14 protein-coding genes and 1 pseudogene are annotated in these 16,632 nt (G+C 39.4%); 9 read left to right on the top strand and 6 right to left on the bottom strand.

Translation table 11 applies throughout. The annotated features are described in order from the left end of the window. Positions 1 to 128: 128 nt before the first annotated feature. The gene (locus AAEY55_RS15620) at positions 129 to 653 is read right to left on the bottom strand and encodes a lipocalin family protein (RefSeq protein WP_086997228.1); all 525 of its coding nucleotides are present in this window, start codon (positions 651 to 653) and stop codon (positions 129 to 131) included. A 119-nt stretch (positions 654 to 772) separates the two neighbouring features. On the opposite strand from AAEY55_RS15620, the gene AAEY55_RS15625 reads away from it, so the two are divergent. The 4 genes and pseudogenes from AAEY55_RS15625 (at position 773) to AAEY55_RS15640 (ending at position 3,497) form a co-directional block, all read left to right on the top strand. Then, positions 773 to 1,228: a YaiI/YqxD family protein gene (locus AAEY55_RS15625; protein WP_011329688.1), complete on the top strand. Its 456-nt coding sequence runs from the start codon at positions 773 to 775 to the stop codon at positions 1,226 to 1,228. A 1-nt stretch (position 1,229) separates the two neighbouring features. Continuing rightward, positions 1,230 to 1,793: pseudogene (locus tag AAEY55_RS15630) on the top strand (DUF6942 family protein). 39 nt (positions 1,794 to 1,832) lie between these two features. After that, positions 1,833 to 2,225: an ACT domain-containing protein gene (locus tag AAEY55_RS15635; RefSeq protein ID WP_350552098.1), complete on the top strand. Its 393-nt coding sequence runs from the start codon at positions 1,833 to 1,835 to the stop codon at positions 2,223 to 2,225. 297 nt (positions 2,226 to 2,522) lie between these two features. After that, a complete protein-coding gene (locus tag AAEY55_RS15640; RefSeq protein ID WP_350552101.1) occupies positions 2,523 to 3,497 on the top strand; it encodes a transposase in 975 nt (324 codons plus the stop codon). Positions 3,498 to 3,904: 407 nt separating this feature from the next. Here AAEY55_RS15640 and AAEY55_RS15645 read toward each other — a convergent pair whose 3' ends face one another. Next, positions 3,905 to 4,549, bottom strand: a complete 645-nt coding sequence (locus AAEY55_RS15645) for a LysE family translocator (protein ID WP_011329693.1) — start codon at positions 4,547 to 4,549, stop codon at positions 3,905 to 3,907. A gap of 104 nt (positions 4,550 to 4,653) precedes the next feature. Here AAEY55_RS15645 and AAEY55_RS15650 point away from each other — a divergent pair, with 104 nt between their 5' ends. Next, positions 4,654 to 5,106: an Lrp/AsnC family transcriptional regulator gene (locus tag AAEY55_RS15650; RefSeq protein WP_011329694.1), complete on the top strand. Its 453-nt coding sequence runs from the start codon at positions 4,654 to 4,656 to the stop codon at positions 5,104 to 5,106. 103 nt (positions 5,107 to 5,209) lie between these two features. Here AAEY55_RS15650 and AAEY55_RS15655 read toward each other — a convergent pair whose 3' ends face one another. The 4 genes from AAEY55_RS15655 to AAEY55_RS15670 form a co-directional block, all read right to left on the bottom strand. Next, positions 5,210 to 5,869: a class I SAM-dependent methyltransferase gene (locus AAEY55_RS15655; protein WP_086995509.1), complete on the bottom strand. Its 660-nt coding sequence runs from the start codon at positions 5,867 to 5,869 to the stop codon at positions 5,210 to 5,212. Between the two features lie 73 nt (positions 5,870 to 5,942). After that, complete coding sequence (locus tag AAEY55_RS15660; RefSeq protein WP_350552104.1) at positions 5,943 to 9,596, bottom strand: AAA family ATPase; 3,654 nt, start codon at positions 9,594 to 9,596, stop codon at positions 5,943 to 5,945. Continuing rightward, a complete protein-coding gene (locus AAEY55_RS15665; protein ID WP_338411798.1) occupies positions 9,593 to 10,840 on the bottom strand; it encodes an exonuclease SbcCD subunit D C-terminal domain-containing protein in 1,248 nt (415 codons plus the stop codon). Before AAEY55_RS15665 ends, AAEY55_RS15660 begins: the two co-directional genes overlap by 4 nt. A gap of 92 nt (positions 10,841 to 10,932) precedes the next feature. Continuing rightward, complete coding sequence (locus AAEY55_RS15670) at positions 10,933 to 11,175, bottom strand: hypothetical protein (protein WP_011329698.1); 243 nt, start codon at positions 11,173 to 11,175, stop codon at positions 10,933 to 10,935. A 471-nt stretch (positions 11,176 to 11,646) separates the two neighbouring features. Here AAEY55_RS15670 and AAEY55_RS15675 point away from each other — a divergent pair, with 471 nt between their 5' ends. The 4 genes from AAEY55_RS15675 to AAEY55_RS15690 all read left to right on the top strand — a co-directional run bounded on the left by AAEY55_RS15675 (position 11,647) and on the right by AAEY55_RS15690 (position 16,490). Beyond that, positions 11,647 to 14,097, top strand: a complete 2,451-nt coding sequence (locus tag AAEY55_RS15675; protein WP_197182373.1) for a M1 family metallopeptidase — start codon at positions 11,647 to 11,649, stop codon at positions 14,095 to 14,097. After that, positions 14,097 to 14,591, top strand: coding sequence for a DUF6702 family protein (locus AAEY55_RS15680; protein WP_350552107.1), 495 nt, complete (start codon positions 14,097 to 14,099; stop codon positions 14,589 to 14,591). Before AAEY55_RS15675 ends, AAEY55_RS15680 begins: the two co-directional genes overlap by 1 nt. 430 nt (positions 14,592 to 15,021) lie before the next feature. Next, complete coding sequence (locus AAEY55_RS15685) at positions 15,022 to 15,633, top strand: HAD family hydrolase (RefSeq protein ID WP_011329701.1); 612 nt, start codon at positions 15,022 to 15,024, stop codon at positions 15,631 to 15,633. Between the two features lie 131 nt (positions 15,634 to 15,764). Then, positions 15,765 to 16,490, top strand: a complete 726-nt coding sequence (locus tag AAEY55_RS15690) for a YebC/PmpR family DNA-binding transcriptional regulator (RefSeq protein WP_011329702.1) — start codon at positions 15,765 to 15,767, stop codon at positions 16,488 to 16,490. Positions 16,491 to 16,632 lie beyond the last annotated feature (142 nt).

The raw sequence follows: 16,632 nt of genomic DNA on the forward strand, positions 1-16,632 counted from the left end.
TTAAATAAGTAGTAAATAACTAAAATGGTAAGCTCATTGCTTGCCATTTTAGTTATTGCGAGCATTAAGTTTAAATAGTTATTACAATTGCTCTAGCGGTAAATATTTACTGTAAACCCCCTTTACATTTATTTTTGCTTAACCCAAATAATTTGCTCAGTTGCAAAGCCTAAGTCTTTAACTGTTTTTAAAAAGTGCTCTTTTAACTCATCGCCTACCTGTGGCGTACGTGATAAAAACCATAAGTAATCTTTGTTATAACTCGTTATAAATGCATATTGGTAATCAGCTTGCTCAAGTTCAAAAATAACGTAAGCCCCATAAAATGGACCAAAAAACGATACTTTAAAATGTCCTATGTCAGAATCCCCAACAAATTTTGCAAGGCCTTCAGCATTCTTCCATTGTTGCTCTTTAGTAATGTAGCCCTTATTAATTACCTTTACAGTGCCATCGTCATTAATAGTATAGTTAGCAGTAACCTGCTCCATACCCTCTTCGAACGAATGATTTAGCCGTGCTATTTCGTACCATTTACCTTGATATTTTTGTAAGTCAAAGTTTTTAACCGCAGTGATCCCTTCTGGCGGACTAGTACATGCACTGAGTGAAAATAGTGTAATGGTGAGTAAAAAATATTTTATTTTGTTCATTTAAGCTCCTTTTTGAGTGGTTATTAATATTACGTAATAGCTATAATAAAGTTTGCTAGCCGATTAAAAAAAATTGCTATAGGATCAATTAAATACTAGAGCAATTTAAAGATTTAATCATGAAAATTTGGGTAGATGCAGACGCGTGTCCAGTGGTTATCAAAGAAATACTTTTTAGGGCCGCTGAGCGCACACAAACCGAAACCATATTAGTGGCTAATCATGCCATGCGTATCCCGCCATCAAAATATATTAGCCGCCTACAAGTGTCTTCGGGTTTTGATGTTGCTGATGACGAAATAGTAAAACGTATTGCTAAAGGTGACTTAGTGATCACCGGCGATATTCCACTGGCCAGTGAAGTAATAGACAACGGCGGGCAAGCACTCAACCCGCGTGGCGAGCTTTATACTACTGAGAATATTCGCTCAATACTTAATGTACGCGACTTTATGGATACCATGCGCTCGAGCGGCGTAGAAATGAGTGGCGGGCCGCCGCCGCTTAGCCAAACCGATCGCCAAAACTTTGCTAATAATCTCGATCGTATTTTAGCGCAAAATAAGGCAGGCTAATTTGAGCAAGCAGTTAATTGGTTTAGGTGACGAGCAATTTAACGTGGCGGTGTATGTAGCAAAGGCCCCGCCAATGCCCTACTTCGAAACGCTCAACAGCCTAGAGCCCGTTATTAATGAGCAAATAAATACTATAAACCAACATTGCGGTAATGGTTGGCGTAAAGTATTTAACGTATACGCTAAAGTATTGTTTGCCCTGCCTAGTGAGCATTACTCATTTGCAAAACAAGCGCCTACTTGGCAGCAATATCGCGATGAATTTTTACTTCAAAAAAACAGTAAAACCGCCCTACTGTTTAGCGCGCCTAATCTTACTATTACTTCTGCAGATAAAGCTTCTAGCAATAAAAACCAACTGCACATAATTGCCGGGCGCACCCACGCTAAAAATTAACTCCAACACGGTAAATTACAAACGCAGTTTGATTGGCTCGATGACGAGTTTGCAATAGACGCTATTAATAATATTATTGTGTGCCCGTATTTCGACTACAGACAACTAAGCAATATAAAAATTGCACGATTGAGCGAGCTTGTCGCGCAACTTAAAAGTAGTTTATGAGCGCTACAAACAATTCAAAAAATAGTACAAGGAATAGTTATGGCCGGAATTTTAGCTATAAACGAATTATTAAAATCAATGCAGCCTGTGCTTAAACAAGATGAGTATATATTTTGCTGTTTAGCAGGCTCACTTGCCGATTATGTTCATTTAAACCCACTGGCCACTTACGTTGAAGAAGAAGGGCTAACCCTTATTTTGAAAGCTGAAACTGCCGATAAAGCAGGAATTACTTACGAGGGGAAATATAGTTTAATAACTTTAAACGTACATTCCAGCCTTGAGGCTGTAGGCTTAACAGCGGCAGTATCTGCCAAACTGACAGAGCATGGCATTAGCGCTAATGTGGTAGCTGCGTTTTATCATGACCATATTTTTGTACAAGCAGATAAAGCCCATACAGCGTTAAATGCGCTGAAAGAGATTGGTTAGACTAGCTTGGCTTTAAATGTTAAATGAGAGCTATTTTAAGGTGATATACAATGATCTGAGTGATGGTGGCATTCGTTCTTCGGGTGGCGCTTCGCTTAACCGACCTGCGTTTTGTAACTTTCTTATGTTAAAGCTTTTAAAAGCGCTTTAAGATGACACCCATCCTAATATTTGCAATATCAGCATGATTAACTAAGCTCTGGCTAGAATTCTTTAAACAGACACCCACCCTAATATTTGTAATATCAGTGTAATTAACTATGCTCTGTTTAGTGCAATAATTAAGCAGAGTGTCACATGGCTATCGCAAGAAAGCGTCAGGTTAGTTTGGTCGATACAAAATACTACCACTGTATTTCGCGCTGTGTACGCCGTGCATTTTTATGCGGCGTAGACAACTTTACTAATCAATCGTATGAGCATCGCAGAGGGTGGGTTGAAAGCAAATTACTTGCCCTCGCTAACGTATTTTGTATCGATGTGTGTGCGTATGCAGTAATGAGTAATCACACCCACTTAGTACTCTATGTTGATGATAAAAAAGCCAAGCGACTAACCGGTAAAGCCATTATTCAGCGGTGGCACAGGCTTTGTAAAGGCACTGTTCTCACTAACAAATATCTGCAAGGTGAAGAGCTAAGTAAAATTGAATGGCTCTTTCTAAATGAAACAATCAGTGAATACCGAGAACGCTTAGCTAATATCAGTTGGTTTATGCGCTTATTAAATGAAGACATTGCGCGCAGAGCTAATAAAGAAGATAACTGTACCGGACGGTTTTGGGAGGGACGCTTTAAATCACAAGCCCTTTTAGATGAAGCGGCATTAATCGCCTGTATGGCATATGTTGATTTAAACCCAATAAGAGCAAAGGCAGCAGCAACACCTGAAACATCAGACCATACCAGTGTAAAAATACGCATTGAAAGTGCCACTGCGGGTAAGCAACCGAAGCAACTCCTGCGCTTTTCAGGTAAATCAAAAAAGCACATGGCGAAAGGATTACCCTTTGCGCTTAAATCTTACCTTGAACTAGTAGAATTAACCGGGCGTTGTATACGCGAAGGTAAAGCAGGCTATATCGAAAGCAGCACTTTACCCCTGTTACAAAGAGTAAACATTACCCCCGAAAACTGGCTAAAACTCACCACACAATTTAGTCGCGTATTTCATGGCGCAGTAGGTCGCCCAGCGTCACACGAAGGATACTGCGAACACCTAAATAGAAAGCGGCGCACCAACGTGAGTAACTGTGAAAAACTACTGGCTTAAACCTTTACTTCAAAACTCCTCGTTATTCCCCCTCACTGTGAAAGCACAGTATTTCGCATGCCTAAAAATGAATAAAAAGCGGTTTAATACAGCGTTATTTGAATAAGCAAAGGGATTTTAAAAATTAAGGATGCTTTTAAGCCTAGCAATGTTTGTTTAGATAAAGACTGAAGGGATTAATAATTAGAGTGGGTGTCATTTTAATTTTTTGGCTTTGAGTGTTAAGTGAGAACTATTTTAAGTTGATATAACAATGATCTGAAGTAATGCTGATATTCGCCCGTCGGGTGGCGCTTCGCTTAACCGACCTACGTTTTTAAATATATTTGAGGGCAAGATAATATTAGTAATAAAAAAGCCTAAGCGGTGTTTAAAGTACTGCTTAGGCTTTATTTTTTATGCGTGTATTACTGTAAGTGTACTAGTAGCTTTTGTGCGCTATCAAACAGCATTAAAGAGCCTAAAATAAATAATATAATGGCAGAAAGTCGACCAAATTTAATCGCAAGTGCCGGGTTATTGCTTAATATTTTTCGGGCGCTAACACCAATAAACCAATATACAAAGCCACAGCCAATTAAATGAATTACGCTTAATACTAACAGCTGCTCGGTGATCGAAAATGAAAAGGTCGGAAATACAAATTGTGGCAATAATGCTAAAAATAGCAGCATTACTTTAGGATTTAACCCGCTAATAATAAAGCCTTTTTTCATCCACTTTAATGGTGTTTCGCCTAATTCACTAGCAGCGCCATTATATACTGCGGGTACTGGCGGGTTTTTATAAAGCGAAACCGCGATCCAAACAACATACAGTGCGCCAAATAAGGTTAAAAATTTCATTAACATCACATGTGAAGCTAAAATAGCACCCAAACCTACCACTACAATCAGCGCGGCAATAAGGTGGCCTAACAAGAGCCCTGAAACTGCCGGAATAATTTTATCTCCCGCAATTCCTGCGCTTATGGTATACGCCCAATCAGCACCAGGGGTAAGTACAAACAATATTGACACCAGCCAAAAAGAAAAAATAACATTAATATCCATCAACAATAACCTAAAATAATTGGGAGCTTATTTTATTGCTTTCTTATGGGGAAAAAATACTATATTTTACCTTATTAAACGCCATTATTAGGAAATAATTGAATATGGATAGCATAGATCGGAAAATTCTTGCTGAGCTGCAAGTTGATGGCCGACTCACTCTTTCAGAACTTGCAGATCGCGTGGGGCTTAGTGTTTCGCCATGTCACCGCCGAGTTAAAGAATTAGAAAAAACCAAAGCTATTGTGGGCTACAGGACGGAGATCTCTCCAGAAAAAGTAGGGCTTAATTTTTCTGCGTTGGTTTTTATTACTATTAAAGAAGGTGATAAAGCATCGTTGGCTAAACTTGAATTAGCAGTTGAAGATATTCCACAAATAACTAATGCGCAGCGTTTGTTTGGTACACCTGATTATTTAATACATGTGGTGACTAGAGATTTAGGCGCGTTTCAAAAATTATACGATGATAAACTATCGGCGCTGCCAGGCGTGCAACGTTTAACCTCAACCATTGTGATGAAAGATATTGTTCGAGCCCGAAACCTGCATTTTTAATTATATACCCCATTAAAAAAGCCCTGCGCTAGGCGGGGCTGTTTAATATTTAAAGCTTAGCTACTAAGTGGTGTAGTTACTAAGTTACTAAGTTAAGCAGTTACTAAATTACATAGCCGCTAAAACCTAGCGCTTTAAAGTACAATTTAGGAATAGTGCTAAATCCACACTCATGCAGTAGCTCGCTAAAACGCATGCGATCTAACGGATAAAATTCATTTTCTAGGCTATGACGAATATGAGTTTGTCCAGCCTCACCTAAGCCTAGTTTTGCACAAGTTAAAAGCTGGGCATCACGCTCAAATAAGGTTTCTGGGCGCATTAAATCAGCAATATACAGCGCAGCATCTTTGTTCAGACTTGCTTTAATGTTTTTAAGAACTTGCTTTTTATCGCCATTATCTTCTACAAACTGTAGCACTAATAAGCATAAGGCTGCATCGGCTTTAGTTTTAAGTTTTTCTAAAGGCCCGCAATGTACAGTTACTCTATCGCTTATTCCTTGCTCAGCAAACTTATCGCTAGCAACACTAAGCATGTCGTTTGAGGTATCTTGTGCGGTAAACTTCCATGTTGGATTAATGCTAGCTAATTCAATTACCTCTTTGCCAGTCCCCGCCCCTACCACTAAAATATGTGCGTTATCTTTTAATGTGGCTTGCAGTTGCGCATTAGTTAGTTGATGCAATAACTCGTAGCCTGGTACTAGTCGCGTAATGCGGCTATCGTATTGTGTTGCTTGATCATCTGTAAATGTTGGCATTATTACTTCCTTTATAGACCCCAAGTTTTTTGGGGATCATAAATACAATGGGTGTTATCAATATAAATTAATATCACACAATTTCTACGCTAGAATAACCGCCCGGCTTTTTAGCCACATGGACTTGTGTTGCTACGCGCTCACTCATTTCGCTTACATGCGATATAACACCTACTTTTCGCCCTTGTGCTTGTAATGAATCAAGTGCATCCATTGCAACACTGAGCGTTTCGCTGTCTAACGTACCAAACCCTTCGTCAATAAACAAAGAATTGATTTGTACTTTGTTTGACGACAATGAAGCAAGCCCTAAAGCCAGCGCCAAAGAGACTAAAAATGATTCACCACCAGAGAGCGTATTTACAGAGCGTTGCTCATCGGCCATGTCGCGGTCAATAATAGCAATATCTAAAGAGTGCTCAATAGCGGTTAATTCATAGCGTTTATTAAGGGTTTTTAAATGACTATTTGCATAGTGCAGCAGTATTTTTAAAGTTTGCGTTTGCGCTAAATTACGCATGGTTTTACCGGTTGCATCGCCTAATACTTTATTAAGTAAATGCCACTGATCAACTTGCGTTTTAAGCGTAGTTAACTCAGCTTGTTTGCCTTTGAGCGTTTTAGCATTTTGGTTGTGCTGCTCAATAGCGGTATTAGTGGCGAGCAAGCTATTTTGTAGCTCTGTTTGCTGGGTATTTAATACATTTAGCTGCTCAGTTAACTCATCGTGGTTTTTTGAAGGCTTGTCAGTATTTTGATGCTCAGTGTACGATTTTTGTTGCTGTTTAAGTGCTGCATTTGTATCGGTTAGCGTTTGTGATACTTGTTCAAACTGTTTTAAGTGCGCTTTAATTTGCTCGCTACTTAAGGTTAGTAAAATAGTGACCTGTTCGTGTGTTGCATCGCTATGTTGCGCTTTAAAGTCAGTAAACCACTCTAAGTAACGTGCCTCAAGGCAGGTTAGCTCCTGGGCGTGCTCTTGCAAGCGTTGCTCAACATTTTTAAGTGTTATGGCATGCTCGTCGCGCTGTTTAATTGCGTTATCGTGCGCTTGTTGGCTGGCATTTAGCTGTGTTTGGCATTGCTCAAGCTGCATGGCTAGTTTGGCTTGATAGTCGCTTGCGCTTATTTGCTCATTATTAAATAAAGCTAATCGCTGGCTTTGCGTAATATTTTGCTGTTGCTGCGCTTTGGCTAAATCGTCATTTAATGCTTTAAGTGCGTGCTCACTTTTAGTCATTAATGGCGTTAATTGCTGTAGTTGCTGGTTTGCACTGTCGAGCTGTTTTTGGCTTTGCTCAAGCTGCGTTAGTGTTTGCTGGTATTGCTTAACCTGTTTGTTTAAATCGCGTAGGGTAAGCGATTCACTTTGCAGCTGCTGCCAAAAATCGCTGTGTTCAAATTGCGCGTTAAGCGCTGCGCTTAGCTCGTTTATTTGTACGCTTAGCTCGTTATGTTTACTGCTTAATTGGTTTAACTGATTAGTTAACTCAACATGCTGGTTTTGTAATTGCTTCTGCGCGTGTTGCTCGGTTTTTAAAGCATTAAGCTGCTGATTTACTTTTTCTTGTAAGGTACGCAGCTGTGTTTGTACTGCAAAATACTGGGCTTTTTGCTCGCTGAGTTGCTTGTAGGTTTCATCAAGCTTCTCGGTTGTTAACTCGTTAAGCTCGGTGCGAGCGTCTTGCATGGTCGTTTTAATTTCTAGCTGCTTAGCCTGTGCAATTTGTATTGCTTGGCCATGTTGCGTTTGCTCGGCCACTAACACAGCATGTTGTGTTTGGTGCTGATGCAGCTGGGTTTGGGCGCTATCGCGTTGCTGTTTTGCATTGTTATACGCTGTTTCAAAATCGGCTATTAAGTTATTTAATTGCTGGTTTTGAGTGCTTGCATATGGGTGCTCAGTTGCACCGCACACTAAACATGGCTCGTTAGGAGCAAGTTGTGTACGTAAGTGTTCTACATTTTCACTGGCGCGAAGGCGTGCTTGGCTAAGCGTGTATTCGTTGTGCTTAAGCGTTTGCTCGCACGAAGCCAAATTTTGTAATAATGCGTTTTGCGCTTGCTCACTTTGGATAAGTTTTTCTGCAACGCGTGTTTGCTGTTGTGTGCTGTATTTTAGTTCATGATTAAACTGTTTATAGCGCTCGCGTTGATCTTTTAAGTAATCAATATTTTTAAGTTTTGCATCGCACTGTTCAATATTAAATTGGCGTTGCTGCTCATTTAATTGGTTAAGATTTTTTTGCTCACTAGCAAGTAGCTGTTCTTGTGACTCAACCTTTGCATTTTGCGTGGTTAAAAGCGTCGCTTGCTTAGCCTGCTCAGCCACTAATTTTTGGTTTTGATGTGCCGTTGTTTTAAATTGCTCAGTTGCGTTTAAAAACTGATTAAAACTGTGCTGATAGTAATTCCAATCATTGGCTAAAGGTTTTAATTGTGTGTGCGTAGTTAACCACTGTTGATGCTGGGCACTTAATTTTGTAGCTTCATCAAGCACAGATTGGCTTTGCTTAAATTGCTGCTGCAAATCGTTTAATTGTAATTGCTCTTTTTCGCTTTGCTGGGTAAGGCTTGCAATGGTTTGTGCTTGAATAGCTAATTGACTGTCGAGCTCGCGCGCTTTAGCAATAATAGGCTCAGCAGTTTGTTTTTGTTCTTTAGCTGTTTGTAATATCTCTTGGTGCTTACTAAGCGTATTAGTATGCGCAGTAATTATTGCAGTGTGATCTATACTTTTTAAGTCACTTACTTTCGTACTTAACTCAATATTTTGAGCTGTTAAACTTTTAAAGCGACTGCGGTTATCTTTAATTTCAAGTGCGCTTTGTGCTTGTTTAGCTTGCTCACTTTGCTGAGCAATAGCATTAAGCTCGTTTTGCGCTTGTTGCTGGTTTTGCTGTGCTTGTTTAAGTGCTTGCTCAAGCGTATTGGCTTGTTTATACCAATTTAAATTTTGCTCTGTAGTTGTTAAGGTTTTTTTAGTGTGTTCAATTTGCAGTTTTAATTCATTAAGCGAAGTTTGTTTAGCGGCTAATTCATCCTCACTTAGTAATGTGTAACTTGCTAAACTCGCTTGGAGTAATTCAAACTTTTCTTTTAGTTCTTTATTACGCTCAAAAATACGTACACCAATACGGCTAAATTTATCGGTACCGGTTAAGCATTCTAAAAGCTGTGCGCGCTCATCGCCGGTGGCTTTTAAAAACGCGGCAAATTCGTGTTGCGCTAATAACACCGCGCGCGAAAACTGATCAAAGGTTAACCCTATTTTGGCTTCTATTTGTTTTACTGTTTTACTTTTATCTGATGAAATTAACGTATCATCAGGTAACAAATAAAGCGTATGCTGTGCTGCTTGTAAATTGCCGTCGCTTTTGCCTCGCGAGCGATTAACGCTCCAACACGCTCGGTAACTTTCTTTGTCTTGCCCTACAAAGTCAACTTCAGCATAGCCATTAGACGTTCCTCGTCTAAGTAAGTTACGTGCGTCATTAAGCCTAATGCTGTCGCCTTGAAACTCTACCTTATTGCCTCTATCGCCACCTAACCTTGCGGTTTTAGCATATAAAGCTAAGCAAATAGCATCTAAAATAGTGCTTTTACCTGCGCCGGTATCGCCGGTAATTGCAAATAATCCGGCGTCTTTTAGCGGGGCTGCTAAAAAGTCTATTTCGGCATCAACAATAGAAGCTAAGTTATGAATACGCACTGCGGTTATTTTCATAGTTGCTGTTGCTCCTCTAGTTCGTTAATAACATCGTTTAATAGATTTTTTAGTGCGTCGGGTACGCTTTCACCGTGCATATCTTTGTCGTTTGCAAATGCTTGTTCTAATAAATTAAGTGGGTTGAGCATTTCAACTTCAGTTAAATCTTCAAATACTGCGCCGCCTTCATTGTTAGCTGCTTGTTCACGCACGCGCTCTATGCCACAAAAACGAATATGTTTACCCTCAAGAGCTTGTTCTATTTGTTCTCTGAAGGTGGTGTCGGTATCGCTAGATTTAAGTTTTACCCGTAAATAGGGTGCTATTGTATTGGCTGTGGTGTCGAGGGCTTTAATTTCCTCGCATAGCTCAGCTAATGGTACGCACTCCCCTTTTGGTAAAACTATTACATCGGCTAAACGAGGAATGTAAAGGGGGTTTACAGTTACACTAATTTGCTGTTTTTCATCGCTATTAAATTCAACTACATTTACTTGGTGGCTGTAATTTCGCTCTGAAAACGACATAGGAATTGGCGTACCGCTGTATCTAATGCATTCATTTTTAGCAACTTGCTGCGCTTTATGTAAATGCCCCAGCGCAACGTAGTGTGCTTGTTTACCAAATACGTTGGCAGATATGGCTTCTTCGCCGCCTATTACTAAGTTGCGCTCAGAGTCACTCGATATATCGCCGCCTTTAGCATGAAGGTGCCCCATAACAATTAACGGGGTATTTTCACTTTGTAAAGTAGCTGCATGCTCAAGGGCAAGTTCATATGCCTTTTTAACGCCTTGGGCATAGCTAGGGCCGCTTTTGGTTTGGCTGAGTGTAGTTACATCGCTTGCGCGCAAAAATGGCATGGCAACGATTACAGCGCATTTTTTGTTAGTGTTAATAGTGATTACGGTATCAGCCGCTGCTGTTGCCTCAAAACGCCCTACAACATGGGTATCAAATTGAGCGAGTAACGGTTGCGCGGCTAAAATACGATTTGCAGAGTCGTGGTTCCCAGCAATAATTACTACATGTAAATTAGGGCACTGCTTTTTGGCATCTTTAATAAATTGATAGAGTTGATTCTCGGCGCTAGCACTGGGGGTTGCAGTATGATAAATATCGCCAGCAACGAGCAGTAAATCTATTTGTTGCTCAACGAGAGTGGCTAACAGCCAAGTGAAAAAAGCAAGGTGTTCATGACGACGGTCATATTCATAAAATTGTTGGCCAAGGTGCCAATCAGAAGTGTGCAGAACTTTCATGTAGCGCTCTTAAAAAATCGTAAGAGCGCCAATATACCCAAGGCAGTTAAAGATGCAACCTTATAGGCTCATCTTGCTAGGGTGAATGGGCTTTAGCTAGCTCCTAAGCTAAACCAACCAACATAAATAAGAGGCAAGGCTAAAAGTGCCATAAATAACGGCAGTTTAATTGCTTTGGCTTTTTTAGCTTGTAACGCTTTCAATGCATTTTTTTCGTTACAAGCGGCCACTTTGTCAATATACAAATAACCTGAGTTTAAATACTGCTTACAGTTTTGCGCGTCTGCTGGAATAGCAATTAGTTTTTGCTGCTTTTTTAGAACATAAAAATCCATACACCACCACACTTTTCAACACTAAAATATTAATAAACATATTTGAAAATAATTATATTAAATTACCCTCAAATGAAAAAAGTGGGCGATTCTAAGTACAAATGGATACAAAGATCAACCTTAAACTTCACTATTGGCGGTTTCTCATACAAAGGGATTAACTTTTTTGCTAAATAATTACATTTGGCTACCTTTGAAGCCAAAATACAGAGGGAGATTTAGTAGCTGTAAGCCGTTATTTTTAGCTGATATTTGGCAATTATTTTTATTTAAAACGACAAACTGTAAAGCCCCTTTACAGTTTTATTATTTTAATTCACGTTTAATTAATTTTATCTAAAAGAATAATGCGCTTTAATTGTAAAAAAATAGTGAAAACTAGCCTGAAAAAGTCGCACTTTATCGTTATTTTATTGAAGAAAAACGATAATTTTGTCAAAGTGCGCACACTAAAATCTAACAGGTTTAATAATGAAAAAAATAATTTATACGCTAAGTGCGGTTATATTGCCAATAGCAATGTCGAGCACTGTTTTAGCGTCTGCTATTGAGCAAACCAAAGGCAGCTATATCGATAAGTTTCGTCAACTAGACGAAGCATTGCCAACACCAAATGTTTATAGAAGTGCTGCCGGAGAACCTGGCGAAAATTATTGGCAGCAACGCGTTAATTACGATATTGACGTACAATTAGACGAAAAAAAGCGCCGTATAAGCGGTAGCCAAAAAATAGAATATAAAAACAATTCACCACACACATTAAAGTACTTATGGTTACAGTTAGATCAAAACGTTTTTAAAAATGATTCAATTGCAGAAACTACGCAAACGTTTAAAAGTACTTTAACAAGTTTACCAGCCGATAAACCCGCCAAGTTAAGTTTAGGCGACCTACGTCGCCAACAATTTATGAGCGACAACGAGCTTGGATATACAATTAGCAATGTAAAAGATGACAATGGCAACGAATTACGTGTAACCGTAGTTGATACCTTAATGCGCATTGACCTAAATAAGCCGTTAAAGCCAGGTAAAGAAGCCGAATTTAGCATGAACTTTGCGTTTAACTTAGTTGAAGAAGATGCAGTAGGCGCACGCTCGGGCTATGAGCACTTTGAAAAAGATGGTAACGATATATTTTTAGTGGCGCAGTGGTTTCCGCGTTTAGCTGCTTATACTGATTACGAAGCTTGGACTAATAAAACATTTTTAGGTGGCGGCGAATTTACCTTAGAGTTTGGTGATTACGATGTTGAAATTACCGTACCTGCGGACCATATCGTGTCGGCAACGGGTAAGCTTAATAACGCAAGTAGCGTATTAACGAGCAAGCAACGCAAACGTTTAAAGCAAGCCGAAAATGCTAAACGCCCTGTGTTTATTGTTAGTGAAGAAGAAGCGCTCGATAACGAAAAATCCAGTACAGATAAAACTAAAACGTGGCACTTTAAAGCTAATAACGTACGCGACTTTGCTTGGGCGTCGTCACGCAAATTTATGTGGGATGCTAAAGGCTATCAGCAAGGCGGTGATGAGCAGCCATTGGTTATGGCTATGTCGTTTTACCCTAAAGAAGGGGGCGATTTATGGAAAAAATATTCAACCGAAGCTGTTATTCACACTATGGAAGTGTATTCAAAGTATTCATTTGATTACCCATACCCAACCGCGCAGTCAGTAAATGGCCCTGTTGGTGGTATGGAATACCCAATGATCACCTTTAATGGCCCGCGCACTAAGCTGCAAGATGATGGAACTCGTACTTACTCTCAAGCAGAAAAACGATTTTTACTCGGTGTAGTGATCCATGAAGTGGGTCATATTTACTTTCCGATGATAGTAAACTCAGATGAGCGCCAATGGACTTGGATGGATGAAGGTTTAAATAGCTTTTTAGACGGTGTTGCAGGGCGAGAGTGGGATCCGAGCATTCCATGGGGCGTTGAGCCGCGCGATATAGTGGCGTATATGAAGTCAGAAATTCAAGTGCCTATAATGACCCAGTCAGACAGCGTATTGCGTTTAGGCCCTAACGCGTACACTAAACCCGCTGCAGCACTTAATATTTTACGTGAAGTTATTTTAGGCCGAGAGCTGTTTGATTTTGCGTTTAAAGAATACGCTCAGCGCTGGAAGTATAAGCGCCCTACCCCTGCTGATTTTTTTCGTACTATGGAAGAAGCTTCGGGTGTTGATTTAGATTGGTTTTGGCGTGGTTGGTTTTTTACCACAGATCACGTAGATATTGCTTTAGATAAGGTATATCAACTGCGTTTAGACACTAAAAACCCTGATATTGATTTTAGTCGATTGCGCGATATTGAAGCAAATAAGCCAACTTCGCTGTTTGTAGAGCGTAACCGCGCACAAGGTAAAAAAACCTGGGTAGAAGAAAATCCCGATGTTACCGACTTTTATGACGAAAACGACCGTTTTACCGTTACTAATAAAGAACGCAACGCGTACAACAAGTTTTTAAAGGGCTTAGAGCCGTGGGAGCGTAAAACGCTTGAGCGTGCAATAAAAGAAGACCAAAACTACTACGTAATGGAGTTTTCTAACGTAGGCGGCTTAGTAATGCCTATTTTATTAGAGCTGACTTTTGAAGATGGCAGCAAAGAAGAGCGTTATATTGCGGCCGAAATTTGGCGTCGTAATTATAAAAATGTGCAAAAATTAATAGTGACTGACAAAAATAAATCGCTGGTGTCGGTTACTATCGATCCGCGCTGGGAAACGGCTGACGTAGATATTGAAAATAATAACTACCCACGTCGTATTATTCCATCACGCATAGAAGTATTTAAAAAAGAAAAGAGCAAAGCAAAAGTAAGCCGCGATATTATGCAAGATATTAAAACCGAGCTTAAAAAAGACGAACCTAAAGGCGACGAAAATAACAGCAGTGAGGAGCAACAATAATGCGCATATTGCTAATTATTGTTGGTTTATTAATTGCTGCGCCTAGCATGGCGCATCAATTAAAGTCGTCTGTTACTACTGTGCTTTTTAATAAACGTACTAATAATATTGAGCTAATGCATCGTTTTTATTTGCACGATACTGAGCATGCTGTGGCGCACTTATTTAAAGATAAGGTTGATATTATTAGCAATAAAATAGATCAACAACGCTTTGCTAAGTATGTAGAGTCGCATGTTGCGCTACAAACGTTAAACGGTGAACCACTGCCGCTTAACTTTGTAGGAGCACAAGTTGATGGCAAGTTTTTTTGGGTTTACCAAGAAGCGCCAATTCCGGTAAAAATTGCAGGAATTAAAATGAGTAACGGTGCACTGCGCGACTTATGGCCTTCGCAAGTTAATATGGTTAACGTTGAAGGACAAGGAAAAATAAAAACCTTAAACTTTACTCAAGACGATACTTGGCTTGAAGCAAGGTTTGAGCAACAATAATCCTACAAACTACGCGCACAGTCACTGTGCGCGTTTTTGTTATTTTCATTCCCGTTTTTCTGATCGACTTAATACTAAATTACGTTAATATACCTTGTATATTAGTGTGCTTTTTAGCAAGCTAGGTAACCTGAACTTTGGATAATAAATCTATCTCAAGCAGCTACTTTCAGCGCTAACTGCGTTGAATTTACTTGCAATAGGCCAGCTATTGACGCGTAAATTCGCCTTATTTTCACTGAAAATCTCTGGCTAGAGAAAATAAATTTAAATATAACTATGATTTAGTATGTTAGTAAATCTCTTAACCAGAGGTCAGGTTAGGTATATAAATTTTGTTATTCATCAGTGATTTAGTTTTATAAACGATGAAGTTATTTTTATATAGGGTTTAATTCAATGGGTATTAAATACAAGGAAGGATATATAAATGCAGATTGAAGCGATTAAAGGTGTGATTTTTGATTTAGATGGCACTTTAGTGTCATCAGAATTAGATTTTTCATTAATTAAAGCGCAAATAGGGTGCCCGTGTGAGCAAGACTTACTCGATTATATTGCCCAATTGCCTTCAGCATATATGCGCGAAGAGGCAATGAATATTGTACATCAGCATGAGTTACTCGACGCTCAACATGCCAAAATGTTACCCGGTGTGAGTGAGGCTGTAAATGCCCTTAAAGCTAAAAACATTCCAATGGCGATAGTTACACGCAATTTTGACAAAGCGGCCGCTATTAAGTTACAAAATAATCCACTGCCAATAGAAATAGTACTTACCCGAAGTGACGCGCCAGCAAAACCCGATCCGAGTGCATTAAATAATATTGCTACCTTGTGGAATATGAGCCCAAGTAATTTATTGTATGTGGGCGATTTTTTATATGATATTCAGGCAGCGCATAATGCCAATATGCGTGCATGTTTATACGCCCCCGATGTTACTCCTAGTTATGCTAGCCAGGCCGATTATGTATTACATGATTTTACGCAGTTAGTTACTTTAATTGACAATTACGCACAAAAAGTTGTGTTATGTTAAATAGCGCCTTGTTTATTTTTTTATGTAATTAGTGTGGTGTTATAAACGTTATATATTAACGTGGTGCTAGCCCAATACGTTTTGAATTGGTAAAATGTCGACAAGTTTAACGTATTCATTAGAGGTACATGATGGGCAGAGCATTTGAAGTTCGTAAAAGTTCGATGGCTAAAACGGCTAACGCAAAAACTAAAGTAAATTCAAAATACGGCAAAGAAATTTACGTTGCAGCTAAAAACGGCGAACCTGACCCAGATGTAAACCAAACTTTGCGCCGCTTAATCGAAAAGGCAAAAAAAGATCAAGTGCCTGCGCATGTTATCGAAAAAGCAATTGAAAAAGCCGCCGGTGGAGCAGGGGAGGATTACTCAACTGCACGTTACGAAGGTTATGGCCCTGGAAATTGTATGGTTATTGTTGACTGTTTAACCGATAACCCAAATCGTACTATTAAAGATGTACGTTTGCCTTTTACTAAAACAGATTCAAAAATTGGTACACCGGGTTGTGTAGCGCATATGTTTGATCATTTTGCTGTGCTTGGTTTTTCAGGCGATGACGACGAAGTTGTGTTAGAAGCACTAATGATGGCTGACGTTGATGTAACCGATGTTGAAGTAGAAGACGGTAAAGTATCGGTGTTTGCCCCACATACAGAATACTTTAAAGCTAAAACAGCCCTTGAAGAGGCGTTTGAAGGCATTAATTTTGAAGTAGACGAAATTACTTTTGTCCCGCAAGTGCATATTGAAATTACAGATGAAGAAGTAATTGCTAACTTTGATAAGTTCATCACTATGCTTGAGGATTGTGATGACGTACAAAATATTTATCACAACGCAATCATCAAAAACTAATTAAAGCTGTATATTAAAGCGGTAATAATTTTAGAAAAAGCGTGTTTTGTGTAAGCAAAACGCGCTTTTTTGTTTGCCCAGCGAAGCTGGCAAACCCGATAGGCTGAAAGATGCCTTATCACCCTGACTAAGGGGAAGATAA

Source organism: Pseudoalteromonas sp. 120-MNA-CIBAN-0494, from assembly GCF_040308885.1.
Classification (GTDB): Bacteria; Pseudomonadota; Gammaproteobacteria; order Enterobacterales; family Alteromonadaceae; genus Pseudoalteromonas; species Pseudoalteromonas nigrifaciens.

What these genes read in the sequence shown, in the direction of transcription:
- AAEY55_RS15620 (WP_086997228.1), bottom strand. Translation starts at nt 653, where the DNA reads ATGAACAAAATAAAATATTTTTTACTCACCATTACACTATTTTCACTC.
- AAEY55_RS15625 (WP_011329688.1), top strand. Translation starts at nt 773, where the DNA reads ATGAAAATTTGGGTAGATGCAGACGCGTGTCCAGTGGTTATCAAAGAA.
- AAEY55_RS15635 (WP_350552098.1), top strand. Translation starts at nt 1,833, where the DNA reads ATGGCCGGAATTTTAGCTATAAACGAATTATTAAAATCAATGCAGCCT.
- AAEY55_RS15640 (WP_350552101.1), top strand. Translation starts at nt 2,523, where the DNA reads ATGGCTATCGCAAGAAAGCGTCAGGTTAGTTTGGTCGATACAAAATAC.
- AAEY55_RS15645 (WP_011329693.1), bottom strand. Translation starts at nt 4,549, where the DNA reads ATGGATATTAATGTTATTTTTTCTTTTTGGCTGGTGTCAATATTGTTT.
- AAEY55_RS15650 (WP_011329694.1), top strand. Translation starts at nt 4,654, where the DNA reads ATGGATAGCATAGATCGGAAAATTCTTGCTGAGCTGCAAGTTGATGGC.
- AAEY55_RS15655 (WP_086995509.1), bottom strand. Translation starts at nt 5,869, where the DNA reads ATGCCAACATTTACAGATGATCAAGCAACACAATACGATAGCCGCATT.
- AAEY55_RS15660 (WP_350552104.1), bottom strand. Translation starts at nt 9,596, where the DNA reads ATGAAAATAACCGCAGTGCGTATTCATAACTTAGCTTCTATTGTTGAT.
- AAEY55_RS15665 (WP_338411798.1), bottom strand. Translation starts at nt 10,840, where the DNA reads ATGAAAGTTCTGCACACTTCTGATTGGCACCTTGGCCAACAATTTTAT.
- AAEY55_RS15670 (WP_011329698.1), bottom strand. Translation starts at nt 11,175, where the DNA reads ATGGATTTTTATGTTCTAAAAAAGCAGCAAAAACTAATTGCTATTCCA.
- AAEY55_RS15675 (WP_197182373.1), top strand. Translation starts at nt 11,647, where the DNA reads ATGAAAAAAATAATTTATACGCTAAGTGCGGTTATATTGCCAATAGCA.
- AAEY55_RS15680 (WP_350552107.1), top strand. Translation starts at nt 14,097, where the DNA reads ATGCGCATATTGCTAATTATTGTTGGTTTATTAATTGCTGCGCCTAGC.
- AAEY55_RS15685 (WP_011329701.1), top strand. Translation starts at nt 15,022, where the DNA reads ATGCAGATTGAAGCGATTAAAGGTGTGATTTTTGATTTAGATGGCACT.
- AAEY55_RS15690 (WP_011329702.1), top strand. Translation starts at nt 15,765, where the DNA reads ATGGGCAGAGCATTTGAAGTTCGTAAAAGTTCGATGGCTAAAACGGCT.